Source organism: Geosporobacter ferrireducens, assembly GCF_001750685.1.
Taxonomy (GTDB): Bacteria; Bacillota; Clostridia; order Peptostreptococcales; family Thermotaleaceae; genus Geosporobacter; species Geosporobacter ferrireducens.
Genome location: NZ_CP017269.1, coordinates 1,166,488 through 1,190,955 on the forward strand (window position 1 = coordinate 1,166,488; position 24,468 = coordinate 1,190,955).

Consider the following 24,468-nt stretch of genomic DNA (forward strand, 5'->3'; position numbering starts at 1 on the left):
ATCCTCCTAATTTTATTTTGCCGTTTCATTAATTTATACTATTCCAATCGGAAATAATGGTTTTATTTTATCAGCGAAAAATGATTCAGTCAACTATAAATTTTTGTTATTGAAATCTTTTAATGGATAGAGGATGTAGCAAATAGAAAATTATATCTTATCCTCTAATGCTTTTTCATAAATACATCTCCGCCTTGCGGTGCATCCGTATTCGCTAAATAGTTATTTGCCATAGTAGATAGACCTACATGAGCAACCAATCCAACAGTCAGGATTCCAGTAATGAATATCATTCTTTCCTTCTTATTGAGTGCATAGCCGTTCTTAATGGTATAACTGATAAAGGATATCACGATTCCCAGCGGAATAAGATAGGACACATAAACAGGACTTTCTTTAAAGTGAGAGATTCCTCCACTGATCATACCGATCCCGATTGCCAAAGTAAGAGAAACTATAATCAGGCGTATTACTTTCCCTAATGATGCTTCTTTCTTGTCGATGATAAACTCATTAATATAAGATCCCGAACTGAATAGTATCAATCCAGTTGACAGTATAATGGAATACCGGACATAATTAAAAGGCATCAGTACGATACCGCTTGAAACCATACCAATCCCTAAAAAATAAATAACATAAATGATATACATCGGAATTAACTTTTTGAGCATGTATTTTTCCTCCTAGTTTTTATACTATACCGTCTACTGTTGTATCCTATAATTTAAATTACTTGTATTGGAACAGTCTCTACTTCTTATTCTATGTTGTGTCCTCCTTTCAAAGCGGCTAAATAATTCTTGTACATAGGTGTATGACTGAGAAATCTAAGATTCAGCGGAACGATGAGGGCACCGTTCACTACGTAAGTCTAATATGGGGATATAGGGATCGACGCCCTCGTCGTTCCAAATATAAATCAGGATCCTCAATCACACATCTATATGCACTAGCAAAACCTATGCCAAAATATATTTTTTCTTGATTTTATATTTCATTGCTGTAAATCTCTCTGTTTCTGCCATAGTAGAGTAGTACTATATGGATTTCTGTTTTATTTCATACGATTCATATTAAATACTGTAGATCCAAATAGGCATTTGCCACATTGATTGTAGGATTTCCTACAGTTATCCGATCCAGCTTTATTTCTCCGCTACATATAAATCTCTAAACTGCTGTTAAAGAAAAAAAACGGCACATAGGAAATGACTCAAGAAAGGTCACATTTCCATGTACCGATTTTTAGAAGGCAAAACTTTGTACGAACTATATTAGAAGATAAAATGAAAATTATAATGAATATAGAGATAGTAAGACCCTATAAAAAGCTAGAGTATAAGGTGGTAATGAACCCAATGTTACTAAAACATCCATATTAGGATTCTTGTTCTTTAATGCTTTAAAACATTCCTTATGAACATGCAATCCTGTCCCGAATACAATTGGAAATCTCGTAAGAAAATTTTTCTTCATTCTTAAAAGATTATTGTTTGCTAGGTTTTGACTGACTACTCTTTTGATTTACATTACAGCAATCTAATCTTTTGCTACCAAAGTTTTTCTGGTTTACCTCCTCCAGCTTTTTGAGAAAGTTCTTAAACCATTTTTTCATTTTAGTCCCTCCTTTGTGATATTCACTTTTCTATTTGTTATTTTATATTCGCAGTAAGGACAAATATCGTCAATACAACAACCATATATAGATAACTAGATGATCCCATGATCCTTTTTGGCCTCTCGCTCAGAATCATTCTCCTTTTGGTATTGCATATCTACAATGCAATACCTGCGCCAAAATCATTTTGATCCAGATTTTTTCATATTATCTGCCTGTTAGCCCATAAAATCGCAACGCGAAGCAACCGAATGAATTTCTTTCTCATATATTCAAATGCGTTATTGAGATTCTATTTTCTTTATTCGTCCCCAATCCCACATCCATTGTGCCATATGCTGCATTTGTTTGATTGTCCTCCGATATCCTTCATTTAGCAAACAACCGCTCTATATTTAAAGACTTCCACATAAAAAGAAGCTAGTGAAAAGCTCACTAGCTACATATACATATTTTAAAATGAAGACCTTTAAAACATTATCACTTCATAATATAAGCAGAAATTATATCGAACTTTATTCTAAACAAACCTCTAAAGCAAATAAGTTTATTTAATTCCATGCTTCTCCATTCTATATATTAGGGTATGCCTTGTTATTCCCAACAGTTTTGCTGCTTGTGTTTGATTATGATCTGTTCGTTCAAGTGCCTGTTCAATAAAACTTTTCTCAAGCTGTTCTAGCTGAATTCCCTCTTCAGGCAGTATAAAATCTTTCACTTCACTATTCTGAAATATTATTTCTTTAGGTAATACTTCTTTTACAACCTGTTCTCCTTGATTCAGAATAACAATTCTTTCAATCACATTCTCAAGTTCTCTAATATTTCCTTGCCATGGATAATTTACTAAGATATCTATAGCCTCTTGATCAAAGCGAATCTTGCTTCTCCCCATTTCTTTGCAAAGTTTTTCTGCAAAATAATCAATCAGCGGCGGTATATCTACCTTCCGCTCACGTAAAGGCGGCAGTTCGATAGGTATAACATTCAGCCGATAGAATAAATCCTCCCGAAAAGTTCCCTGTGCTACCATTTCTTTTAAATCCCTATTTGTTGCAGCAATCACCCGTACGTCTGCCTTTATGGTTTCTACTCCGCCAACCCGCTCAAATTCCTTCTCCTGTAATACACGAAGAAGTTTTACTTGTACAGCTGGTGTAAGCTCCCCTACCTCATCTAGGAAAATTGTACCTCCCTCCGCCCTTTCAAACCTCCCCGGCTTTCTTGCAATCGCACCGGTAAAAGCTCCTTTTTCATGTCCAAAAAGTTCGCTCTCTAATAATCCTTCAGGCAGTGCTCCACAGTTTACTTTTATATATGGCTTGTCCTTTCGATTACTATTGTGATGGATTGCATTGGCAATGAGCTCCTTTCCCGTCCCACTTTCACCGGTAATCAGTACCGTTGCATTGCTAACAGCCACCCGATTTACGATCTCCAGTACAGCCTTTATTTTATCACTGGTACCTATAATGCTTTTTCCAGTACTTCGCTGCAGCTCCTCTGTTAAAAATTCTATCTGCTGCTGCATATTCCCAATATTAAGGGCTTTTTCAATAATTATTTTTAATTCGTCAATATCGAATGGTTTCGATAGATAATCTAATGCTCCCAGTTTCATTGCTTCAATGGCACTCTCCATTGTTCCGTGGGCAGTTAGCATGATGATCGGTATCTTATCATTGATTTTTCTTATTTCTCTTAATGCTTCCATGCCATCCATCTTTGGCATGCGTAAATCTAATAAGATTAAATCCGGTTCTTCAGCTTGTACAGTCTTAACTGCTTCTTCTCCATCCGAAGCAGTAATCAGTCGATATCTCTCATCTTTTAGTGCTTTTTTCATCGCCCAAATCATATTTTTTTCATCATCAGCGATTAGTATTTTCTTCATCTATCTCATCTCCTTGTATTCGATCCTTGGGTAAATAAACATCTATAGTCGTTCCTACATCTTTTGTACTCTCAATCTCTATATATCCTCCGTGCTCCTCAATGATGCGATGCGTTATGGCCAATCCTAAACCCGTTCCCTTTTCTTTTGTTGTAAAAAATGGTTCAAATACCTTTTCCAATTTTTCAGCATCTATCCCAAGCCCCTCGTCTGTAAAAGAAATCTTAACCCAGTTTTCATCTGAATTTAATCTAATACTAAATTTTCCACCTTGTGACATCGCCTGTATTCCATTGATTATAATATTGACGAAAGCTTGTTTCAGTATATCCGCATCAACAAAAATGATCTCATCCTTCACACATTCACTTTGTATTCTTACTTTATGCTGCTCCGCATATTTATTGACGATCCTTACTACATCTGTAATAATCTTGTCGATGCTTTGGTGCTTGCTATGAAAAACACTTGGTTTGGCAAAATCTAATAGTCCTTGGATCACCTTATTGGCCCGATCTATTTCTGATTCAATGATTTGCAGACCCTCTTTCATTTCTTCATCTTTAATTTCTTTAGAGATGGTTTGGGTTATGGTTTTAATAATTCCAAGAGGATTACGGACTTCATGGGCAATTCCTGATGCTAATTCTCCTACAGCTGACAATTTATCTGCACGCCGTATCTGATGCTCAAGCTTTTCAATTTGTGTTATATCTTCAATAATCAGTACCATACCCTCTAATTTGTTTAAGTTATTCAATAGTGGATATCCATGGATTTTCAGTATTATCTTCTGATCCCTATTTTTATAATTATAGGTTTCATATTTTTGAATTTGTCCTTCATATTCCATTGCTTTTGATAAAATTCCTTTAATCTTCTCCGCTTCTTCAAAATACTCATAAATATATTTCTTATTTAGGTTTTCCTCATAACACAATATATGCTTTCCCTCTTTGTTGATAGATTGGATCTTTAAATTTCCATCAATTGCCACTACACCTTCCAAAATACTGTTCAAAATGTTTTCTGTATAATTTTCAAGATCTGTCAATTTGGTAATCTGTAATTCTAATAGTCTCTTTACCCTTGATTCGGATTCTACCAGTGCGCCCGTGATACCTCCGATGATAATAAACATAGATGCTTCTAACAGTTGATTAATCACATTAATATTTAACTTGCCGAAATAAATTAGTAAATGAGGTGCATAGAGCAATATTACAGATATAGAAGAGAGAAACGCCCCTTTCAGCTTAAATTTAAAAGCAGCCAATATAATCGGTATATAATATAATCTGCGATAAAAATCATGGAATGCCCATATAGATGGCAAGGTGAAATAATGTAATAAAGTGATGATAAATATACTAAAGACGATAAACCATTTGTATCTATTCTTTGACTTCATCGAAACACCCTCTTAACAGTTATATGTCTATTTTATCGCAATAAGGACAATGTCTCCATTGAATATTTATCGTTTTGCCGCAACCGGAACATTTTTTCTTTAGTGATTCTTTACATTGGGGGCAGTAATGAAAATCTTCTTTGATCTCATATCCACAATTGTAGCATAAAGTATTTTCTATATGGATATCACAATTACAACGTTTTTCATAGATATAGTAAATAGCCATAGTCAGCAGGATCATTCCAATGAGTATCATATTTCATTTTCACCTCTTCTTTCTATTCCGCAATAAGGGCAGATCTCCCAATTATCTTCTATTTCTGCGGAACACTGCAAGCAATATATTTTTTCATATCTCTTCTTATTAAAATCAAATATAGCAAGGGTAAAAAGTATAATTCCAATGACTATACCTAGCATTTTTATTCCAAGAAATCCGGTACCACATATACTTCCATATTTGAAATCTATTTTGTGGCCTATATAAATAGTAAGCATAGCAATTAGAATAATTGATATTGCTTTTTTTATATATTTCGAGTATTTTTTTGTTTTATTGATTTTGTGGATAGATTCGATCATTATACTATGCCCCCCCAAAATGTGTGATATGCTACATAAATGTGTAAACTTTAAAACAATTTAATTATATGAAAAATACCCTAAAATGTGAGATTTTTTCACCTTTCAGGGTAGATCATAATTTTTTTTACAATGTCGCTATATAGATTAGATACCTCTATTTTCGAGAATCCTGCTTTATGAATATTTTGAACAGTTCTTCTGTTAATATTGGCACCATATAGATTTACTACAATCGGATTAAACACATCCATCAGTAAACCCAATATCAGTTTTTCACTTCTTACATGTTCAATCATCATAATCTTCCCATCAGACTTACATACTCTTCCCATCTCTTTTAATCCCTGAATTGGGTCAGGTACAGAGCAAAATACACAGGTAGTAAATATCGTGTCAAATGTACCATCAGCAAATTCCAGATTCTGAACATCCATATGATAGAGTTCCACATTCTTATTTAATGTCTTTGCCTTTCTTTTAGCTCTTTCCAGCATTTTCTCGCTAAAATCAATCGCTGTGATATCCAAGCCGGAAGGATAGTATTCAATGTTTTTACCGGTACCTACGCCTACCTCTAATACTTTTCCATCAAGCTCTTTCATTAGTTCTAATCTCCATGATTTTAACGCCATTGCTTCCATAGGTTTTTCCATAACGTCGTAGAATCTGGCAACTCGATTGTATCGTTTTCTAATTTTCTCAGTTTGACTGTTCATCGCACCTCCACCAATCTCTCATAATTAAAAATAATATTCCAAAAGATAGCAAAGTCCACCTTTTCATTGCACTCTTATTATTCGCTAGTTGAAGATTCTATTTTTTACAGTAATAGATAAAAGCTGGCGGAATATTCAATAGCTGAATCCCTAGCTTTACTTTAGGAAATATCTCTTTTAAAGTACTTAAAAAATGTAATGAGTATTGAAACGTTATAAAATCTCCCTTATTGCTAAGCACCTGGAAGGTATTATTAAGTATTCTCAAACTTACTTTCCTAGGTAAAACAGTAAAGGGTAACCCTGATATAATATAATCTACCTCGTTAAACCCCTGCTGCGTTAAATAATCCATCATATTTTCAGCTGAATCATTTATAATGTATATATTATCCTTAGGGGAGTGTAGACTTTTCAATCTACTAAACATATCTTTGTTTAATTCAAAGGATATAAATAAAGTATCCTTCTTCTTTCTACGTATTATTTCCTTCGTGAATATACCAGTCCCTGACCCATATTCAACAATACATTTACTGCTTTCAAAGTTAATGTTTTTCAGCATGCTAAAACATAGATATTTTGAACTAGGCGCTATTGATCCTATTATGTCAGGTTGTTGTATAAAGTTTTTTAAAAATAACCTTTGTTCATAATTCATATCATTCACCTCACATTGTATACAGCTTGCTTTCGAAGTGAAATGCAGCCTAGAACTCCAATCGCAAAAATACTTCCAATAAATAGTTTAATAAATTTTACTGCTAATAATACTACAAACAAATGGATCTTTATATTTCACGCTATTCTTCATTGAGTTCTGGAATATTCTGAGGTATTTACAACACCTGTTGTAGCATATTGAACTTCTTCACTACTTGCCTGTTGTATATTTCTTTTTTTTGGATAAATTGTACTCTCACTAAATTACATCAATTGCTTTTTCTTTTCTTCTTCAGTAATAGTCTTTTTTTCATCTATCTTTGAATCCTTATGCCCTTGATGTCTATGTCCACCACAACATCCTCCCCCTTTGACCATACGATAAATCATATATCCTATAAAGAATAAATATAGTATCCTTAATCCTATAATCAATTTAATCACTCCTTTCTTCGGTTATCCTTTAAATGAAATGGTGTATATTCAAAACACCTACAGAAAATCCTATGAGTAAAACTATAATCGTTGATGAAACAACAATTCTTTTGAATGTTTCCACTGTGTCCATCTCCTTACTTTAGTATCAAAATCACTTGCATAAAAACAATGCAATATCCATGCCATTTTACTCTCTATTCTCCTCTTTTGCTTATATTATACCAAGAGTAACAATACGCTGGATTTTTCATCATTTTTTTATTCAGTAATAATTTCTCATATAAAAATATATCTTTCTTCATTTAATAAGCAGGTATAATTAAAGAAAATAAGTTGATCCAAATAAAAGCTTAAATAAGCTTCTTTACAGATACAGATTTTCCATAGCTTCATTCTCTTCTATATCAAAATGATAAGAAACTCCAGTTTTAGCTAGAGTCTCTTATTATTTTAAAAGCGTCTTATTTAGTAACTTAACATACTAATTCAAGAATAGTCATCTACCTTATTTTTGTGAAAACTTACTCAGGTTTATTATACGTATCCTGAGGATTAGATATATAGTTTGGCACAAAATCCTCGTATTCAATTCCCTGCATCATTCCAGCAGCAGCATGATGCAATTCATGACAATGTTGTACCCATCTACCAGAATTATCGGCTTCAAAGGCCACTACGAATTTCTCTCCTGGTTTTACCAGTAGGGTATCCTTCATAATAGCAGCACCGGCAACTGGAATATCATTTTTCGAAAGGATTTGGAAAAAATGTCCATGCAAATGCATTGGATGATCCACTTTGCTATTATTAACATAGGTAAATTTCACCGTATTTCCTGTTCTTAACTTAAGCAATGGCAGTTCATCAAAAGTCTTATCATTAATTGTGTATCTCATCCCTTTGTCGTTTCCTGAAGCATCTAACTGAACCGTATAATCAATATCATATAATTGATCTAATGTAAATCTTCCTGTTCCAAATTGGCCATAGTTCTCTAAACTAAACAGAGAATATTCCACCAACTCTTCTTCTATTCTTGTCATTCCATTTCCATCAGCAATCACTACGGGGATTTGTAGCTGATCATTATATGCGTTATCATCATGTACATCAATGATAAAGTTTTCATCGGATGTGACTGTGAACTCTATGTCATATCTTTCTCCAGGAGCTATTAAGATTATCTGATCCTTAATTAAATCTGCGCCATGAATATCTTGTCCATCTGTACTTACAATCTTTATATCTTGACCTGGAATGTGTATTCCATGGGATCTATATCCAGCATTAATAAATCTGAGTCTTACTACATCGCCTTTCTTTACACCAATTGGTTTGATTAATCCACCCGACTTCCCATTAACAGTATAGATATCATAGGCATAGGCCATCATTTCCTCTTCTTCCATAACTGGATCATTTTCTTCAGAATTAGACATATCCATACTTCCATGACCGCCATCGTTTTCCATCCCACTCATTTCTTCCATGGAATTCTCCATCCATTCATCCAAAATCAAGGTATAATCTTTATCTATCTTACTCTTATTTTTAGGTTCTACGATCAATGCTCCGTATAATCCTTTATCAACCTGCTTGGATCCTTCCTGATGAGAGTGATACCAATAGGTTCCGGGTACATCAGCAGAAAATTCATATACAAAGGTTTCTCCAGGCCTTACTGCATCTTGATTAAAACCTGGTACCCCATCCATGACCGAATCTAGCGGATATCCATGCCAATGAATTGTCACTGGTTCAGTTAGTGCATTCTTTAACTCAACCTGAACAAAATCACCTTCTGTTACTCGGATCTCCTCACCAGGAACGGTCCCATTATATGTCCATACAGGGATAGTAACTCCCTCTTTTATTTCAAGATTCGTTTCCTTGGCTACCAGCAAAAATCTCTTTATAGTTTGCCCCTCCTTAGGTTTAACAATCCCTTTAGAATAATCATGACTATTCAAAGTATTCAGTTGAGAGGTTTTTCCTTGATCTCCAACCCTATCTTGATTTGTATTATTATTGATTTGATAATTATATTGTCCCATTTTTAGGTTGACCATTAAAGCCTGATTGCGCTGGAATGTAACAAATGAAAAAAACATGACGATGGTTGCTGCTATTGCTAACACAGTAATTAATCTGTTGCTCATTTCTACTCCCCCGTTTTTATTTAATTACATTTCTGTCCTATTTAATTTTTCTTAGTATGATAGGTGTTTTATAATGCAGCTACTATTTCTTCCAATTGATAAAAAACTCCCTATTCTCACTCAAAAACTCTTTAGCAATTGTTATAATTTCTCCATCCTCTATTTTATTTTCATCCATAACCGGAACAGGATTACAACCATTTTTAACCTTTTCTATATCATCTATCTTAAATACATTTCCACAGTTTTGGCAGACTACTGTATCTCCCTGTTGTAAATAGTAGCCTCTACCCGAATCAAAACATATCTGGCATGTATTCAACGCTGTTCTAATGGTACCATCGGATGCTTTAACAGCTAATACTTCCATATAGGTATCTCCATCTTTGTAAGGATAGAAACTCACTTTTTCTGATATCTCAACCTTTTTAATAATCAAGTTTCCTGCGAAATCCATGGATATTTCAATTGCCTTATCGGTTTTAATGTTAGAAGTGTAGTATCCTACCCCTATTAACAATATAATAGAAGCTATTATGAAATATAAATTCGTAGATTTACTTTTCTTATAGTTCTTCGTCTCTTTCTTCATTTTTCTCGCCTCCTAAATTCTAGTTTGCAAATATTATATTAAAAATATATGGAGATTATATGGAGATAAGGGGTATAGAAAATCTTTTGCTAAATTTTTCATAAAAAATAATGAAATATCTATAATATAAAAATATTACATTAAGCTTACGACATAATTTGTAAAACAAAAACTCCAATATTTTAAAATCTCCTGTCAATCGTCCATTTATTATAAGATATTGGAACATTATCTTCATTGGCAGTATAAATATAATATAACGGCATTTGACCCATCTGTTGGTTGTTTGTATTAGGTGCTTATTCATTCAGTTTGAACTTACTAATGATATTTTATCTTGAAAAATAAATATACTTAGCTGTAACCCGCCAAGTATATTTATTTCTTTCTTATTAACTTACATCATGCCGCCCATCATGTTGCCCATCATACCCATACTACCTTGCATGTTCATACCGTTCATATTGTTCATTGGCATCATATTCATTCCGCCGTTCATGCTCATACTACCTTGCATGTTCATGCCACTCATATTGTTCATTGGCATCATATTCATTCCGCCGTTCATATTCATACCACCTTGCATGTTCATGTTGCCTTGCATATTCATGCCGTTCACATTGTTCATTGGCATCATATTCATGTTGTTATCGTAGCCCATATTCATGTTATTGCCATACCCTGCATTCATGTTGTTATAACCCATATTCATGTTGTTATATCTGCTAAATTCATTGATACCCCATAATACAGCAAAGCTAATTACAATTCCTGTAAGAGATATTGCAGCTAGTTTAAACCATGGATTCTTTGTCATCATTATTCCTCCCATTTTGTAATTTTTTGTTTTATAATAAAGTAAATCTTCTATTCAACGCTAACTTCATGACTTTGGATTACGCTATCTTGTATATTAGCTATCTGCTTGTTCCCAGTAAAGGTCCCTTTGATTGTCTCTATCTCTTCCCTTGTAAACAAGTTGTTCTTGATCCAAAGGATTATTCCTGCTACCAAACTGATAGTAAACACTACAAACAGTACTTTCACCATAAGCAATAGTAAATATGATATTGTACCTCCGTATGCAAAGCCTGTTCCCATATACATATATCCACCTCCCATATGTCCTCTTATGTTATACCCTACATTTACTCCTGGACTGAATAATACTCCTTGAAGCACCCACAATCCTAGGATTGCAACCAAAGAAATTACAGCCATCTTAATAAAAGCATTTCCTTTCATTCTTTACCTTCACCTCCTTTCCCTAGATCATTCTGATTACGATTACATTTGTAGCAATAGTCATGCCAATTTTAATGCTTATAAGTGTTTTTTCCCTTCTATATCCTAAAGCCTTTGGAAACACTAATATTCATTATAAAGTCGTCTTAGATTCGTACTTATTTCAATTCCTCCTTTTCAAAATCTTTAGTACCTACTGTCTTATCTTTCAGCCTATAAAATCTCTCCTGTACAAATTTCTACAGAAGCCTGTGGAATATTCAACACATTATCTGATATAACAGCTTGTATTATAAAGAAGAAATTTTCAAAATAAGACCTGGCAGATATCTACCAGGACATGTATTCTAATATGAAATTTATCTTATTTTAACGGCTCCTTACGCCTATTTTTCTTATTGCTCGTTTTACCTCTATAGCTTTTTTGTAGCTCCTCTGCTTTTAATATGGTATTCTCTCTCACTATTTCCTGGTTTTCGTCGATATCTTCGCTACTACAAATATTAAAGATATTGTCGTAGGTCTCTCTTGCTATTCCATCTCCGCTTTGTTTTAAATCTGTATCTTTTAGGTCATTCATCTCATTGTTCTCTTGTATATCAGATGGCGCCTCATATAACGCACCTTGATCTTGTTCTGAAAAATCATCTGTAGATTCACTGATTTCAGCCTTTTTCAACTCCTCTTTGTTCTCAGACTTTTTGCTTATGATATTAACTTTCCTATCTGATAGATGTATAAAAGAATCTTTATCCGTAACCAGAATTTTTACGCCTTGGCCACAGATCGGACAAAACTTGTGGTTATGTTCTAATAGTTGTCCACAGTTTAAACATTGTACGTTACTATTATCTACTTTATTCTGGACACTCATCTGCCGCTGAGATTCACCTAAATGTTGCCTTGTAAACATTATTAGGCTGAAAACTTGTGTTCAATTGGCTTACGCTATCATAGCTTTGATTTAGTATAAATCTTAAATCATAGCATAAAATCAATCTCAAGTTAAAGAAAATATTTTATGAGATAATCAATTCTTCCTCTTCTAATAAAGTAAGTTCCTGAGTATCTCATTACCTTTCTGATTTCCTCTCTATAGTCTTCAGAATAGCATCTGATTTCACATTTTTTGCAAGGTGGTTTATGAATAAATGGACAGTCCATACGTCTATCTATTGCATATATAGCTAAATCGCTACATTCCTTACAAAGACATACCGTTTTTTCTAAGTCCAAATTTTTATACAGGACAGGAGACTTCTTTGCTTCTCCATGAATGTGTTCACAGTAAACATAAATAAAATCAAGCAGTATAGATATATCTTTCTTCATTTCTGCATCTACCCCATACTATCATATTATTAAGTAATCATAAATCTAAGGATTTCTTAGCTTCATCGGAATTACCATTATTAGATATCTGAACTTCATCCTATGAATACCTAGATTTTGTTTCCACAAAATCTAGGTATTCATTAGTCTTACTTCTTATCTATATTACTCTGAGCAGTTTGAACTGTCTTCTGATGCCATGGATCAACCCTGTTTGTTCCATGGGTTTTACTTCCTAGAAAATGTATGTCAAAATGACCTTCCATGTTATTATCTTTTATAAACTGTGTTCCATGAGGCATTCCCGCCATAGAAGCTGGAAGCCTCTGATCTCCTATCTCGACAATAATAGCTCGTCTATCCCATGACCATTTCTGGCCATATAGTTCCTTCATTATAGCTGTATCTTCTTTAGTTAATGTCTCAGAATCTGCATGATTTGTCCCATAGGTGCGTTTTGCATTAAATTCTTTACCAGTTTCCACATCGATAGTTTTAAAAACAGTACCCCTCGGAACTATATTCTTAATCTTTCCAAACCAACTCCACTCAGAAACATTTGAAGTATCCATGCCTCTTGATACTATGACCGGATTATTCTTGCCATTGCTGTTTAAAAGCATTAGAGTTGCTGAGCCTGCAATACCATCTACTCTCAGGTTTTGAGTCTCTTGGAAATCTTTCACTGATGTTTTTGTAATCTCTCCAAAATAACCCGTTACTTTATATTCAAAATAACCTAGTTCTTTAAGCTTTTGCTGGGGATTTACAACGGCTTGTCCCTTCATACCTGATCGCAATGTGCTATTTTCCGCAGTTTTATCCGCTGCATAAGTACTGGCTGCTTCAATTGGATTGATGAGTAAAACAAGGCTTATCATCCCTGTTAATAGTTGCTTCTTTTTCATTTTTCCCCCTTATTCTTATCAGATATTTCCTAGTCTGCTTGTCCATCACCTCCTTTCCAGATTTTCATTACATTGCTATTTACCTATCACGTTCTTCTCTTATCTTTTTTGCCCAAAGTGAAGATACAGCAGTTCTTTAATCTCATCTGCCTCAATACCGACATACAGCTCTTGATCAATCTGAATAGTATGTCCTTTACAACCTTCTTTGCATTGACATTTCGTCATAATCAACTCGATTTCCCCAACTGCATGGGTATAGTTTCTAAATTCTTCATATATTTCAATCGCTCTCTCTTGACCACATTTATTGCTTTTACACTCTGTACAAATAAAAATCTTAACCATCATACTCGCCTCCTTTTTTCAATGGATCATAAATAAATAGAAATAAATATATACCTGCTCCAGCCAAAATGCTTACATTAAACCCTAGGTTCCCTTCGACGACTGTTATCGCAGTCTGAGTACCCTCTTTAGTACGGCAGGGGATTTCATCCCCTACAACCCCTATTTTTTATATAATAGGAAAAGTAGGACTTTCCTATTATATAAAAAATTCCATAGGAAATATTACAAGTCCACTTATAATCATTTTTCCTAATAGTCCATATCCACTTGTCAAAAAGATGATCCTCCCAATATTGATTTGTGTAATAATGGTGATAAGGCTGACAATAAATAGATATATAGGTGATGCTGCTTTAGTATAATAAAGCAAGTTTTGTGCCAAGGTACTCATGCTTTAGATGTTGGGGTGTTTTTGCTAAGTAACTTTCAGATCAAATATTCTACTGTTGAATTTCAATCACTTACTGTAGCATATAAAGCAAAAAAGCAAAGAAGCCACTTAAGACTTCTTTGCTTTTTTACTACTCGTGCAAACTTATTGTTTGATATACTTATTAAAGTATATCGTATAATTTAAATAATTTATTTTCATGTTCATAAAATCTCCATATTAATCCTCTATAATAAAGAAAAGATTTAAGCAAAGGAGGTGTTCGTGTATGTTTCTTTTTCCTCTTCTTTTTGCAATTCTAATTATATGGGGGTTTGTTTATTTACTCAGAGTCGCTTTTCCCCAAAAACCAACTGAGCTAAATAACTATAATAATGATCACCCTCATGCGCCTAATTTAATTGCAAATAAACCTATGGAAATTCTAAAAGAGCGATATGCTAAAGGAGAAATATCTGAAGAAGAGTATTTAAAAATTAAAAGAAATCTTGAATAAAAATATGGCGGGATATATACCCCGTCATTTTTAATGGTCGTTATTGTTATTGAGTATTTCTCGTAACCACTCATTACCATATTCATATTTATGCTTATCCGTCTCGTTCTGATTCTTGCTGCAGTAGGGACAATAGCTCCAACTTGCTCTCAATTCCATTTCACAAAATTTACACGCCTTTTTTTCTACTTTTTTATTACAGAAGGGACAAAAGCTCCAATCTTCTTGCAGCATTTCACCACAATTGGTACAAACATTAGGCAAAAAACTTTTTTGCATTTTTTGCTGTTTTTCCACAATATTCCCCCCTGAAAATTTGACTTTAACTATAGTATATTTTTTTTTTCTCTGATAGTCAAAAGAGATTCTTGTCTTTTTTTGTTTCTAAATAACATCTTTTATTTTATTTTGTAAAATTTTAACTTAATTTCTAAAATATTGATTGGCCTTATTATAAAATGTATAATATTCCTATCAAGTTTTAGTTAATTAACATTGGGTAATAGAAGGGGGAGTAGCAAATGAAAAACAACATTTTAACAGTAGGGGCCGATCTGGGAAATGATGCATTTAAAATCATAGGGCCTTCCAAAAGAGAATTATTTATCATGAATATTCTTGCTCCTTGGCATGAAAGAAGGATTGTACAGGAAGATACAAGATATCCTTTGAATTTATTAGAGGTAGAAGTTAAAAATAAAAACGAATACCTTGGTAAGTATTTTGTTGGAGGAATGGCTTACAATTTTAATAAAGGCATCTTAAAAGAACGAACCGTTGCAGACCGCCATACAGGCAAAGCCAATGACACAGACACACTGATTGTTCTTCTTACATCCATAGCACTCTCTTTGTTAAAACCTAATACGAGAAAAATTCACGAAAAAATTGTTCTAGGTACCATGCTTCCCACTGAAGAATATTTTAAAAATAATAGAGAAAGTGTTTCTCTACTAGAGCAAAAGCTTAAAGGAACGCATTCTGTAAAATTCTTAAACCCTATATTCAATAGTATTGAGGTTGAATTTGAAATCGTCGGTATAACTGTTCAACCGGAAGGTTTATGTGCAATCAATGCAATTATGTACGACGATAGCGGTGAACTGCTGGATGAATATGAGAGAAACTATTCTGAACGAACAATCCTTGGATTTGATGTGGGCGCATTAACCTCCGATATCACAGTTATTCAAAACTTTGAGCTCAGAACTTTTTTCGGAATTGACAAAGGAACCATTGACCCATTAAACCGAATTATAGATTATTTAAAAACGGAATATAAGGTAACCGTCCCTAGACATAAACTGGACAATACTATCATTCGTAATGAAAAATTACTGATTTACGGCCAAGAAATTTCGAATCTCCATGAAATTTGTAAGCAACTGATTGATTATGAGGGCAGACAACTCGTCGAAGAGTTTACTTCAAAAACAGCAGCATCCGGTATTCAACTGCCGGACATTGGATTAATCATTCTATGCGGCGGTGGTTCCTTACTCTTTAAAGAAATGATTCAAAAGCATTTGCACAGAATACCTATGATCTTCAGTAATAATGCGGTTATGTTAAATGCTATCGGTGCATGGAAAAATGCAAATAAAATTAAAAATGAAATTCATAATAATTCTGCTCTCGGATTTGCAGCTGCTACAATGGTGGACTAATTTTGGATATGCACAAAGGAGGTTATCTATGTTTGAAAGATTCTCCAAATATAACTACACTATAACCTTGCCTTCTTCTACTTCTAAAGAAGTTATTGAATGGTTTGAAAGAATGCAGGATGATCAAAGATTAGCTGAAGAACTTGTTATGTTGGTATATGATTACATTAAGGATAATCATCCTATCACTGAACAGCATCTCAGCTTTGAAAAAAATCAAATTCCCCAAGATAATCAATATATAGACGAAGCTTCATTTTTGGATAGTTTATATGATTGGCAAGAATCAAATCTTGCTGCTTTTAAAGAAGAGCAGAAAGAAAAGAAAAAAATGCTTTCAGTATAATACTAGTCAATTTTGTAAATCATATAATTCTATAGCTGAAATCAATTCGTTAAAAAGACCCAACACCCTATCAATATTACAAAGGTGTTAGGTCTTTTTTATGAAGCTAGGCATTTTAATCAGCTCTATTTCACTTTTTGGTATCATTAAATACATTTTCAGGTAATAACTTCTATGGCAAAAAGGAAAACCAAAAGGCTTATCTTTTTGAGGATTTACATCATTCCCATGCCTCCGCCGCCACCGGAAGACATACCACCCATGTTCATCATACCCATACCTCCACCTGAAGGCATACTACTCATACTTCCACTCTGAGGCGTACTGCTCATTCCGCCTTGCATCTGCGTGTTTCCATTCATCATATTTAACTGCTGCTGAATTTGGTTCATCTGCATTTGCATTTGATAGATTTGCTGCATCATCATTGTATTATAATCCATTGGCATATTCCCTTGTGTCGGCATATATCCTTGCATTGGCATATTAACGCTCATACCACCCTGCATCTGCATATTACCACTCATATTACCCATCGGCATGCCATTATTCATACTGCCCATTGCATTCTGATACTGGTCTTGCTGCTGATGTTGCAGGTGAATATTGTTTGCTGATGATCCGTTTGCAGAAACTAAGCCTAATACGGCTACACTAATTAATATTCCCACAAAAGAAAATACTGCTAATTTAAACCATCCATTGTTACCCATGATAAAACCTCCCTTTTTCATTGTTGTTGTGTTTTCTCCCTTTAGAAGATTATCTTGTGGTTTGCCTGCCGGAATACCTCCTCCTACGTTTGGTTTTTTCTTATTTTTCTCTCCAAAGAATTGTAGAAATCCCCAGATGGCAAAGCCGGTACCTAAAAACAATAGTGCTAATAGGACGAACATGTATATTTGTCCCAATGAACCTAATATATTCACCCACATCACCTCGCATCATATCCAGACTATTGCCAAAATTATTGAACCACCTATAATAAGTGGAAGCAAAAGAAATACTGTACTGGTGGTCAGAAAGTGTAGCTTGTAGACAAGAGTTGCCTGATTTTGATGATGACTATGCATCTCCTGCATCTTGTCTTGTATTTCAGCTCTTGTAAACAAATTATAAATCGTAATGTTTGAAGCATGCATGCTTTTCATTGTATCTCCCATGCTTTCATTCATCATAGCAGAATTCACAGCTTGAGGTTGGCTCCATAATAAAACCAGTGTGATAACAACGAATGCAGCAAATATAAAGGCTAATCTCCAAAAATAGAGTTTTTTCTTATGAAGCATTGCTATCCCTCCGCAGCGTCAATCTCAGTCCTAAGCCTACCATGATAGAAAATATGATAATGGGTAATGCCATTGCTGTGGTTAAATTGATAACAGATAATAGGAGATTATCATGAATAATATTCATTGCTGCTCCCATCATAGAATTGTCCATAGCACTCATCATTCCCATCATAAACAGCATGACTTCATTTTCTGTAGGACCGGGCTTAAACATAGAAATTATTACAGCTGAGGCAAGGAAGAAGAAGAAGATTGTCATAAACCATATAAAGAGTCTAACCCAAATCTTTTGCAGCATCTGCCTTACCCCCTTGCTTATTCGTTTTCTTTCCTTCTGCCTTTTTCAGAGGTAATAGCACATGGCATTTTTTATAAATGTGCCAGATTACGCTTGCCAAAGCTATATAAGATACATATTCGTGGATGAACAACGCAAAACCCATTCCTGCCATGCCAATACCTTCATGTACCCAGATTAAAATACCTGTGACGATGAGTATTAGCGATGTTACAAAGGTAAACAATTGATATCCGCTCTTACCGATAATAAACCATGCCAGATATTTTGTATCGTTTTTCATAGCTCTGTATATTTCATAAAAAATTGATATGAGTGTAATAACCACGAATATTGCAGCTGCTAAGCGATGTACATAGTCAGCGGTCACATAATCAAAGTTTACAATCCATCCATATTTAGCACCTGCCATTGCAAATCCGCTTATTGCCAGCAGCGCCCAAACAATGGCAAATATCCAGTGCATAACAAAGTCAAATCGTATATTCATAGTCATTACCCCTCAGTTTATTGATCTTCTTTTTCTTCTGCTTTTTCCGTTGTATTTGACTTTACTTGTGCTGCATTCATGCTGTCTTGAATATTTAAATCCTTCAAAATACCATCTTCCAGTCTTTCATTTCCACAATTAGGGCAGCATTTCCAAGCTGCTTTCAATTCAGACTGACAGTTACTGCATTTTTCCTTAAGTTTCTTTCCACAGTTTGGACAAAATTCATGTTCTTCTACTGTCTTGTTTTGACAAGTGCTGCATATCACCTGGGCCTGTTCCTTAGATTTTAATAAGCTTATATTTTTTATATTCAGCTTTTTATGGTTTTCTCTGAGGGAGAAAACTATTGCCACCACGAATCCAATACCGGATATCAACAGCAGTAATCTTGCTAAAATAAACATTAGACTGGTTCCACCAAATCCATATCCATTACCTTGCGCGTAGTAAAATCGAGGACTAAAACCAAACATACTGTTAAATAGCACCGTTATTACTCCTAAAGCAAGCAAGGAAAGTAATAAAACAGACGCCCCTTTGAGTACTGGATCGTTTTTAAAGGATTCAGGCATTTTTATAGCATTCCCTTCAACTAAATATTTTTTGCTTGCCTTAAATACTGTGATGATTGCTGCTAATACGATCGCAATAAGCAGTATCTTTACAGCGATTGATAATATATAAGCCAATGTATTCTCTAAAGGATAAGCTCCTCCCATACCGTCATGCCCCATGCCTCCAATATTTCTACCAAACATGATATTGAATGCAAATCCAAATCCCAAAACACCAAAGATTAGGATCGTTATGACTTTCAACAGGGGATCATTCTTTATTGTCTCCCACATTCTTTCTCATCTCCTCTCCTGTCACCATAGCATAAACGATGTCAGTTTTAATACCTCGTTGTTAAGCTTCATCTTCCCTTGTTTTGATATTTGAGGTTTTTACTAAACTAAAAACAAAACCTAATATACCAAACAGAAATGCGGCGATGAATACAATAAGAATGATATTGATAATCATAGATGCATTTATATTGTTAAATATTCCATCCAACAGACCTGAAGGGACAGACCCATGGCTTATAGCAGCTGAGTTGTTATTGTTAGCATATTGTTGCGCCATATTGCTCATCACCACAGCCTGTTTCATGAAGTCGTCATTGAGTTTGTTCAGCAGCCCTACACCTTGCGCTAGTTTAAATACACTTTGATGAATCTGCTGCATTCTATCCTTGTCATATATAAGACCATTTTCAGAAACATATGGGTTGATGTTTACTAAATTTCCAGACTCGTTAATATATCCTAATGCCTGATTTAACTTACTTTTATTTTGCAATGTCAATGTATATTGCGTTGAATAATACTGCATAGGTATTTGCACATTTACGCTAGCCTGTTCCGCTTGAAAAGATAATTCATTGTCCAGCTGTGTCAATAACTGCATCCCAACAGCTAGTTTATATAGACCTGAATGTAATTGTTCCATCTTATTTGGATCATAGGTCGTGCCCATATTATTCATCATATTGTTCTGATTCTGGAGATCTGCCGGATTGGCAGCTGCACTCCCTGGAGGAAAGATATTAATAGTTGTCCCGCCGGCGTTAGTTTCTGCAGGCATTTCATTGCCCCGATTACTTTCTGCCTGGTTACCAGTCTGCGACTGATTATTTGCCATCTTTCCCATGTTTTCCTGTGTTTTTGAAGTAGGTGCATAGGGATCTAATGTCATATAGCTAATGGATTCATTTAGCAAAGATATTGTCTTCTTTAGGCTTTCCTTATTTTGCAAAGTAATATTTACAATTTCGGGTACTCCTTGGTTACTGTTTGTCTGCTGATTATTATTGGTTTGAGGGGTGTTATTCATGGAGCCATGCTGCATATTTTGCTGGTTTTGATTGGCGGGAGTGTTGTCTGCAGTGCTATTTGATGCACTCGTGTTATCTAGCGACTCATTCATTCCTCCATGGTTCATAAACAAGGTGCTATATCCGATATATCCTATTCCACCAATAATAATCACCAATAGAAACACCACCAGAAGCCCGTTTAGAAACTTTTTCATAATGTATTTTCCTCCTCAAGCTTTTAGATTAGCAAATACTATTGGATCAATACTGCCTTTTAAGAGTTATTCATATCATTACATTGGCATTGAAGTAGGATTTAGTGCGTGGTGAATAGCATATCCTACGGCTGCTATGACTACAATTACTGCAACAGCAATTAATATTTTTATGTTCTTATTCATAGCATGATTCCTCCTTTCTATTCTGCATCCTAGTATAATCTCTTCGAATTGGATGTGTCCCCATTATACAAAATTTATGTGGAGATTTTATGGATTTTGGGACAAACTTTTCTTTTTTTTTATTAATTTCGACAGTTTGTCCCATCTAAGTATGTATGTTGTTAAGTTTTCTTAACCTTTTTCCGAGCAATAAAAAACAGGTAAATCTACTAGTTTACCTGTTTCGGGAGCGTTATGACAAATTCTGTACCCTGATTCAAATTGCTTCGTACCATGATGGTTCCTTTATGGGCTTCCACAATGGCCTTTACAATTGCAAGACCGATCCCAGAACCACCAGTTAGGCGGTTCCTAGATTTTTCCGCGCGATAAAATCTTTCAAAGATATGTGGGAGGTCCTCTTTGGAAATCCCGATTCCACTATCTTTTATCCGTAACGATATTATTTCATCGTTATTGTGTATCCATATGGCGGCCATTCCTCCTGTTTGTGTGTATTTTAGAGCATTTGACATCAGATTGATAATTACCTGACTTATTTTATCTTTGTCTGCAACAACCATTGTTTTATCCCCAAAAAACTCTATTTCTACTTGCTTATTTTTAAACTGCTTATCAAAATTCATAATCATTTTCTGTACTAATTCTGAAATATCAAATTCTACCTTATTTAAAATTAAATTCTCCCCTTCTACCTTTGCAAGCTCTTGTAAATCTCCAACCATATTGATGAGTCTGCTGATTTCTTCGTTACAACTTTTCAATCTTTCAACATTAATATCCCAAATACCTTCTATCATAGCATCCATATGACTTTGCAGCGTTGCTAAAGGTGTTCGTAGTTCATGGGCTACATCAGCAGTTATTTTTTTTCTCAACCGATCTTGATTTTCTAGAGTTTCCGCAAGATCATTTATGACTCTAATCAATTCATTAATTTCTTTTGTATTAGATTTTTCACGGCTTCTGTCTCCAAAATATCCTTTAGCAATCATTTGAGCAGTCCTAATGACTCTCAAAATGGGAGTAATCAATCTATTCCCCATATAGTTTCCCACGAATAGTGCAAAAATTAGGGATAATGTCCCTATACTGATGAGCATTCTATTAATTTTCCTGATGAAATGCAAATCATTATCCGTATAATAAAAGGGGCCATAGTATCCGATTTCCACAATACCTACCTGTTCTTGTTCAAAATACACCGGATATTGCTTTTCCACATATCCACCCTGCCATTTAGGGTACCGACTGTTCATATTCTCTGACATATGTGATAGGATATTCTCACACTGTACTGGATCATAACTGACAGCATCCCATATGATGTTATCTTTATCATCCTTCACTTTCACAATCAATCCCTGCTCTAATGCATTGATACCGGTTTTAGTAATCGACTTCTGATTCCATCCGATATTTTCTTCGTATTGGTCTTGAATCAAACTAACAACATGCTCAATCTTATGCTCTTGATTCTGCATAATATATTCAATAAAGTGCTCCTCTAAAAAGATATTCGCAAATATACTGATCAAAGCTACACATATTGTCACAAGGATAATGTTGGACAGAGACAGTTTTGCTTTCAAGCCAAATTTCATTTATTCACCACCAAACCTGTACCCGACTCCGTGAACAGTTAAAATATATTGAGGTTGTTTTGGATTTGTTTCAATCTTCTGCCTCAAATTTTTTATATGAGAATCAATCGTTCTGTCAAAACCTTCGAAATTTCCTTCTAGCGCTATCGATATTAGTTCCTCTCTTGTAAAAGCTTTTTGGCTATTCTTAATTAAAGTTAATAGAATTTTATATTCATTGGGTGTAAGATTTATGGCCTTTCCTTGTTTTTTAACTTCGTGCTTCTGACTATCCACAACTAAATCCTCATTAAATACTAAAATCTCAGCTCTATCAGTTTTATCAATTAAACTTCTTCTAAGAAGTGCAGCTACTCGAGCAACCAACTGTCTGGGTCTGAATGGTTTTGTAATATAATCATCAGCTCCAATATCAAGACCTGCAATAATATCTTCTTCCTCTACTTTTGCGGTAAGCATAACAATAGGAACTGTAGATTTTCGCCTTATAGTTCGACAAATTTCTTCACCAGAAACATCCGGCAGCATTAAATCCAATATTATCAAAGAAGGATTTACTTGATCAAACATCTTTAGCGCTTCTTTGCCGTTATAAGCTGTTCTTACTGAATATCCACTGTTTTCAAGATATGATTTCACAACATCAGAAAGTTTTTCTTCATCTTCTATCACAAGTATTTTAATATTCGAAGACGCCATAACCAGCCTCCCTATTATCGTGTTATTGAAAAATATATCTATCACTCATCTGAAAAAAGGTATTCCATATCCGGACTTGCTTTTTTCCATTGTCTTTTCGTAAATAAAACCTTATAAACTTCACTATCAATACATTTAGATAATGCTGCAACAACCGATTTAATCTCTTCACAGCTTCTACCATGTATCATGGTATACATATTATAGGGCCAATTCGGACCTTTTTCTCTTTCATAAACATGACTAATGTTTTCATATGCCTTCATTAGCATGCTAATTTTACTTTTATCCGTCTCATCATCGACAGCCCACACGATCATTGCATTAAATACGTATCCTGTGTTATAATGTTTTACCACGGGTGCTATTCTTTTAAGGATACCGGCATACTGCATTCGCTTTAAACGTTCTATTACTTCGCCTTTAGAAATTCCTAGTTTCGAAGCTATTTCCCCAAAAAAATCTTTTGATATGCTAAGATCTTTTGAAATCTCGGTTAATATTTTTTTATCTAATTTATCCAGCATACATCATCCTTTCATTGTCTAGTCAAATCTAAAAAATACACTGGTTTTATACTTTTTAATAGAGGGTAGACATAACATTTCTTTCACTCCGGTTTTCACTCTTATTTCCGCTATGGTTTCATTCAATTTCTTCTGCGATTGTTCCATTAATGTGAACCAGAGATTATAGTCATCTTTACGTTCATAGTTGTGCGTAACCCCCTTATATGCATTAATCAAAGTCGTCACTCTTTTTATATCCTGAGGTTCAACCTTCATTCCAATGAGGATGCTTTTAACATCCAGCTTGTTTACGTCTAGAATTCCGCCAAAACGTCGAATGTAATCTTTCCGCTTCAAAACATTAACAATATCAATAACCGCGTCTTCACTTATACGAAGCTTCTCACCTATTATCATGAAAGGCCTCTCAACCAGGGGAATTCCCTTTTGCAGCTCGTTCAAAACCAATTTTTCTATCTCTGTCATTCTACCA

31 protein-coding genes are annotated in these 24,468 nt (G+C 34.5%); 3 read left to right on the forward strand and 28 right to left on the reverse strand.

Features of this window, described 5'->3' with window-relative positions:
• Positions 1-164: 164 nt before the first annotated feature.
• The 17 genes from Gferi_RS05925 to Gferi_RS05995 form a co-directional block, all read right to left on the reverse strand.
• Positions 165-674, reverse strand: a complete 510-nt coding sequence (locus tag Gferi_RS05925; RefSeq protein WP_069974704.1) for a hypothetical protein — start codon at positions 672-674, stop codon at positions 165-167.
• A gap of 815 nt (positions 675-1,489) precedes the next feature.
• Entirely contained in the window at positions 1,490-1,618 is a 129-nt protein-coding gene (locus tag Gferi_RS28980; RefSeq protein ID WP_250637337.1) for an LDCC motif putative metal-binding protein, read from the reverse strand.
• Between the two features lie 550 nt (positions 1,619-2,168).
• Positions 2,169-3,515, reverse strand: coding sequence for a sigma-54-dependent transcriptional regulator (locus Gferi_RS05930; protein WP_069974705.1), 1,347 nt, complete (start codon positions 3,513-3,515; stop codon positions 2,169-2,171).
• The gene (locus tag Gferi_RS05935; RefSeq protein ID WP_069974706.1) at positions 3,493-4,926 is read right to left on the reverse strand and encodes a two-component system sensor histidine kinase NtrB; all 1,434 of its coding nucleotides are present in this window, start codon (positions 4,924-4,926) and stop codon (positions 3,493-3,495) included. The genes Gferi_RS05930 and Gferi_RS05935 overlap by 23 nt, the downstream gene beginning before the upstream one ends.
• 19 nt (positions 4,927-4,945) lie before the next feature.
• Complete coding sequence (locus Gferi_RS29415) at positions 4,946-5,185, reverse strand: zinc ribbon domain-containing protein (protein WP_069974707.1); 240 nt, start codon at positions 5,183-5,185, stop codon at positions 4,946-4,948.
• Positions 5,182-5,511, reverse strand: a complete 330-nt coding sequence (locus Gferi_RS05945) for a hypothetical protein (protein WP_069974708.1) — start codon at positions 5,509-5,511, stop codon at positions 5,182-5,184. The genes Gferi_RS29415 and Gferi_RS05945 overlap by 4 nt, the downstream gene beginning before the upstream one ends.
• Before the next feature lie 98 nt (positions 5,512-5,609).
• On the reverse strand, positions 5,610-6,230 hold the full coding sequence (locus Gferi_RS05950; protein ID WP_069974709.1) for a class I SAM-dependent methyltransferase: 621 nt from the start codon (positions 6,228-6,230) through the stop codon (positions 5,610-5,612).
• Positions 6,231-6,327: 97 nt separating this feature from the next.
• The gene (locus Gferi_RS05955) at positions 6,328-6,891 is read right to left on the reverse strand and encodes a class I SAM-dependent methyltransferase (RefSeq protein WP_069974710.1); all 564 of its coding nucleotides are present in this window, start codon (positions 6,889-6,891) and stop codon (positions 6,328-6,330) included.
• Positions 6,892-7,157: 266 nt separating this feature from the next.
• Complete coding sequence (locus Gferi_RS27990; protein ID WP_156782330.1) at positions 7,158-7,328, reverse strand: hypothetical protein; 171 nt, start codon at positions 7,326-7,328, stop codon at positions 7,158-7,160.
• A 524-nt stretch (positions 7,329-7,852) separates the two neighbouring features.
• Positions 7,853-9,490, reverse strand: coding sequence for a multicopper oxidase family protein (locus Gferi_RS05960; protein ID WP_069974711.1), 1,638 nt, complete (start codon positions 9,488-9,490; stop codon positions 7,853-7,855).
• Positions 9,491-9,572: 82 nt separating this feature from the next.
• The gene (locus Gferi_RS05965) at positions 9,573-10,082 is read right to left on the reverse strand and encodes a DUF2318 domain-containing protein (protein WP_236932703.1); all 510 of its coding nucleotides are present in this window, start codon (positions 10,080-10,082) and stop codon (positions 9,573-9,575) included.
• Between the two features lie 397 nt (positions 10,083-10,479).
• The gene (locus Gferi_RS05970; RefSeq protein WP_156782331.1) at positions 10,480-10,902 is read right to left on the reverse strand and encodes a hypothetical protein; all 423 of its coding nucleotides are present in this window, start codon (positions 10,900-10,902) and stop codon (positions 10,480-10,482) included.
• Positions 10,903-10,949: 47 nt separating this feature from the next.
• The gene (locus tag Gferi_RS05975; protein WP_069974713.1) at positions 10,950-11,327 is read right to left on the reverse strand and encodes a hypothetical protein; all 378 of its coding nucleotides are present in this window, start codon (positions 11,325-11,327) and stop codon (positions 10,950-10,952) included.
• 364 nt (positions 11,328-11,691) lie between these two features.
• Positions 11,692-12,201 (reverse strand): hypothetical protein, encoded by a 510-nt coding sequence (locus tag Gferi_RS05980; RefSeq protein WP_069974714.1) that lies wholly within the window; start codon positions 12,199-12,201, stop codon positions 11,692-11,694.
• A 131-nt stretch (positions 12,202-12,332) separates the two neighbouring features.
• Positions 12,333-12,659 (reverse strand): nitrous oxide-stimulated promoter family protein, encoded by a 327-nt coding sequence (locus Gferi_RS05985; RefSeq protein ID WP_069974715.1) that lies wholly within the window; start codon positions 12,657-12,659, stop codon positions 12,333-12,335.
• A gap of 149 nt (positions 12,660-12,808) precedes the next feature.
• Positions 12,809-13,567, reverse strand: a complete 759-nt coding sequence (locus Gferi_RS28590; protein WP_069974716.1) for a peptidoglycan-binding domain-containing protein — start codon at positions 13,565-13,567, stop codon at positions 12,809-12,811.
• A gap of 99 nt (positions 13,568-13,666) precedes the next feature.
• Positions 13,667-13,918, reverse strand: a complete 252-nt coding sequence (locus Gferi_RS05995; protein WP_156782332.1) for a hypothetical protein — start codon at positions 13,916-13,918, stop codon at positions 13,667-13,669.
• Positions 13,919-14,577: 659 nt separating this feature from the next.
• On the opposite strand from Gferi_RS05995, the gene Gferi_RS06005 reads away from it, so the two are divergent.
• The gene (locus Gferi_RS06005) at positions 14,578-14,805 is read left to right on the forward strand and encodes an SHOCT domain-containing protein (protein ID WP_069974719.1); all 228 of its coding nucleotides are present in this window, start codon (positions 14,578-14,580) and stop codon (positions 14,803-14,805) included.
• Between the two features lie 30 nt (positions 14,806-14,835).
• On the opposite strand, the gene Gferi_RS06010 is transcribed toward Gferi_RS06005, so the two are convergent.
• On the reverse strand, positions 14,836-15,102 hold the full coding sequence (locus Gferi_RS06010) for a zinc ribbon domain-containing protein (RefSeq protein WP_069974720.1): 267 nt from the start codon (positions 15,100-15,102) through the stop codon (positions 14,836-14,838).
• A gap of 224 nt (positions 15,103-15,326) precedes the next feature.
• On the opposite strand from Gferi_RS06010, the gene Gferi_RS06015 reads away from it, so the two are divergent.
• Both Gferi_RS06015 and Gferi_RS06020 read left to right on the forward strand, forming a co-directional pair.
• Positions 15,327-16,472 carry a ParM/StbA family protein gene (locus Gferi_RS06015; protein WP_069974721.1) on the forward strand — a complete coding sequence of 382 codons (1,146 nt, stop codon included), beginning with the start codon at positions 15,327-15,329 and terminating at the stop codon, positions 16,470-16,472.
• A gap of 28 nt (positions 16,473-16,500) precedes the next feature.
• Complete coding sequence (locus Gferi_RS06020) at positions 16,501-16,818, forward strand: hypothetical protein (protein ID WP_069974722.1); 318 nt, start codon at positions 16,501-16,503, stop codon at positions 16,816-16,818.
• 215 nt (positions 16,819-17,033) lie between these two features.
• Here Gferi_RS06020 and Gferi_RS06025 read toward each other — a convergent pair whose 3' ends face one another.
• From Gferi_RS06025 to ahbA, 10 genes are all read right to left on the reverse strand, one after another.
• Complete coding sequence (locus Gferi_RS06025; protein WP_069974723.1) at positions 17,034-17,747, reverse strand: hypothetical protein; 714 nt, start codon at positions 17,745-17,747, stop codon at positions 17,034-17,036.
• Positions 17,748-17,762: 15 nt separating this feature from the next.
• A complete protein-coding gene (locus tag Gferi_RS06030; RefSeq protein ID WP_069974724.1) occupies positions 17,763-18,107 on the reverse strand; it encodes a hypothetical protein in 345 nt (114 codons plus the stop codon).
• The gene (locus Gferi_RS06035) at positions 18,097-18,408 is read right to left on the reverse strand and encodes a hypothetical protein (protein WP_069974725.1); all 312 of its coding nucleotides are present in this window, start codon (positions 18,406-18,408) and stop codon (positions 18,097-18,099) included. Before Gferi_RS06035 ends, Gferi_RS06030 begins: the two co-directional genes overlap by 11 nt.
• On the reverse strand, positions 18,386-18,898 hold the full coding sequence (locus Gferi_RS06040; protein ID WP_069974726.1) for a cytochrome b/b6 domain-containing protein: 513 nt from the start codon (positions 18,896-18,898) through the stop codon (positions 18,386-18,388). Before Gferi_RS06040 ends, Gferi_RS06035 begins: the two co-directional genes overlap by 23 nt.
• 17 nt (positions 18,899-18,915) lie before the next feature.
• A complete protein-coding gene (locus Gferi_RS06045; RefSeq protein WP_069974727.1) occupies positions 18,916-19,749 on the reverse strand; it encodes a double zinc ribbon domain-containing protein in 834 nt (277 codons plus the stop codon).
• 61 nt (positions 19,750-19,810) lie between these two features.
• Positions 19,811-20,977, reverse strand: a complete 1,167-nt coding sequence (locus Gferi_RS06050; protein WP_069974728.1) for a hypothetical protein — start codon at positions 20,975-20,977, stop codon at positions 19,811-19,813.
• A 395-nt stretch (positions 20,978-21,372) separates the two neighbouring features.
• Positions 21,373-22,767, reverse strand: coding sequence for a sensor histidine kinase (locus Gferi_RS06055; protein ID WP_069974729.1), 1,395 nt, complete (start codon positions 22,765-22,767; stop codon positions 21,373-21,375).
• Positions 22,768-23,466: a response regulator transcription factor gene (locus Gferi_RS06060; RefSeq protein ID WP_069974730.1), complete on the reverse strand. Its 699-nt coding sequence runs from the start codon at positions 23,464-23,466 to the stop codon at positions 22,768-22,770. It lies immediately after the preceding gene.
• Positions 23,467-23,507: 41 nt separating this feature from the next.
• Entirely contained in the window at positions 23,508-23,993 is a 486-nt protein-coding gene (ahbB, locus tag Gferi_RS06065) for a siroheme decarboxylase subunit beta (protein ID WP_069974731.1), read from the reverse strand.
• Between the two features lie 18 nt (positions 23,994-24,011).
• A complete protein-coding gene (gene ahbA / locus Gferi_RS06070) occupies positions 24,012-24,461 on the reverse strand; it encodes a siroheme decarboxylase subunit alpha (protein WP_069974732.1) in 450 nt (149 codons plus the stop codon).
• Between the last annotated feature and the right edge of the window lie 7 nt (positions 24,462-24,468).

Bases quoted from the DNA above. Each gene is read 5' to 3' on its own strand.
- Gferi_RS05980 (WP_069974714.1), bottom strand. From the start codon at position 12,201: ATGAGTGTCCAGAATAAAGTAGATAATAGTAACGTACAATGTTTAAAC.
- Gferi_RS06045 (WP_069974727.1), bottom strand. From the start codon at position 19,749: ATGTGGGAGACAATAAAGAATGATCCCCTGTTGAAAGTCATAACGATC.
- Gferi_RS06060 (WP_069974730.1), bottom strand. From the start codon at position 23,466: ATGGCGTCTTCGAATATTAAAATACTTGTGATAGAAGATGAAGAAAAA.
- Gferi_RS05950 (WP_069974709.1), bottom strand. From the start codon at position 6,230: ATGAACAGTCAAACTGAGAAAATTAGAAAACGATACAATCGAGTTGCC.
- Gferi_RS06005 (WP_069974719.1), top strand. From the start codon at position 14,578: ATGTTTCTTTTTCCTCTTCTTTTTGCAATTCTAATTATATGGGGGTTT.
- Gferi_RS05975 (WP_069974713.1), bottom strand. From the start codon at position 11,327: ATGAAAGGAAATGCTTTTATTAAGATGGCTGTAATTTCTTTGGTTGCA.
- Gferi_RS05955 (WP_069974710.1), bottom strand. From the start codon at position 6,891: ATGAATTATGAACAAAGGTTATTTTTAAAAAACTTTATACAACAACCT.
- Gferi_RS05945 (WP_069974708.1), bottom strand. From the start codon at position 5,511: ATGATCGAATCTATCCACAAAATCAATAAAACAAAAAAATACTCGAAA.
- Gferi_RS06030 (WP_069974724.1), bottom strand. From the start codon at position 18,107: ATGCTTCATAAGAAAAAACTCTATTTTTGGAGATTAGCCTTTATATTT.
- Gferi_RS29415 (WP_069974707.1), bottom strand. From the start codon at position 5,185: ATGATACTCATTGGAATGATCCTGCTGACTATGGCTATTTACTATATC.
- Gferi_RS05925 (WP_069974704.1), bottom strand. From the start codon at position 674: ATGCTCAAAAAGTTAATTCCGATGTATATCATTTATGTTATTTATTTT.
- Gferi_RS05960 (WP_069974711.1), bottom strand. From the start codon at position 9,490: ATGAGCAACAGATTAATTACTGTGTTAGCAATAGCAGCAACCATCGTC.
- Gferi_RS06055 (WP_069974729.1), bottom strand. From the start codon at position 22,767: ATGAAATTTGGCTTGAAAGCAAAACTGTCTCTGTCCAACATTATCCTT.
- Gferi_RS06015 (WP_069974721.1), top strand. From the start codon at position 15,327: ATGAAAAACAACATTTTAACAGTAGGGGCCGATCTGGGAAATGATGCA.
- Gferi_RS06050 (WP_069974728.1), bottom strand. From the start codon at position 20,977: ATGAAAAAGTTTCTAAACGGGCTTCTGGTGGTGTTTCTATTGGTGATT.
- Gferi_RS05930 (WP_069974705.1), bottom strand. From the start codon at position 3,515: ATGAAGAAAATACTAATCGCTGATGATGAAAAAAATATGATTTGGGCG.
- Gferi_RS05965 (WP_236932703.1), bottom strand. From the start codon at position 10,082: ATGAAGAAAGAGACGAAGAACTATAAGAAAAGTAAATCTACGAATTTA.
- Gferi_RS28590 (WP_069974716.1), bottom strand. From the start codon at position 13,567: ATGAAAAAGAAGCAACTATTAACAGGGATGATAAGCCTTGTTTTACTC.
- Gferi_RS05935 (WP_069974706.1), bottom strand. From the start codon at position 4,926: ATGAAGTCAAAGAATAGATACAAATGGTTTATCGTCTTTAGTATATTT.
- Gferi_RS06035 (WP_069974725.1), bottom strand. From the start codon at position 18,408: ATGCTGCAAAAGATTTGGGTTAGACTCTTTATATGGTTTATGACAATC.
- Gferi_RS05995 (WP_156782332.1), bottom strand. From the start codon at position 13,918: ATGATGGTTAAGATTTTTATTTGTACAGAGTGTAAAAGCAATAAATGT.
- Gferi_RS05970 (WP_156782331.1), bottom strand. From the start codon at position 10,902: ATGATGACAAAGAATCCATGGTTTAAACTAGCTGCAATATCTCTTACA.
- Gferi_RS05985 (WP_069974715.1), bottom strand. From the start codon at position 12,659: ATGAAGAAAGATATATCTATACTGCTTGATTTTATTTATGTTTACTGT.
- Gferi_RS06020 (WP_069974722.1), top strand. From the start codon at position 16,501: ATGTTTGAAAGATTCTCCAAATATAACTACACTATAACCTTGCCTTCT.
- Gferi_RS06040 (WP_069974726.1), bottom strand. From the start codon at position 18,898: ATGAATATACGATTTGACTTTGTTATGCACTGGATATTTGCCATTGTT.
- Gferi_RS28980 (WP_250637337.1), bottom strand. From the start codon at position 1,618: ATGAAAAAATGGTTTAAGAACTTTCTCAAAAAGCTGGAGGAGGTAAAC.
- ahbA (WP_069974732.1), bottom strand. From the start codon at position 24,461: ATGACAGAGATAGAAAAATTGGTTTTGAACGAGCTGCAAAAGGGAATT.
- ahbB (WP_069974731.1), bottom strand. From the start codon at position 23,993: ATGCTGGATAAATTAGATAAAAAAATATTAACCGAGATTTCAAAAGAT.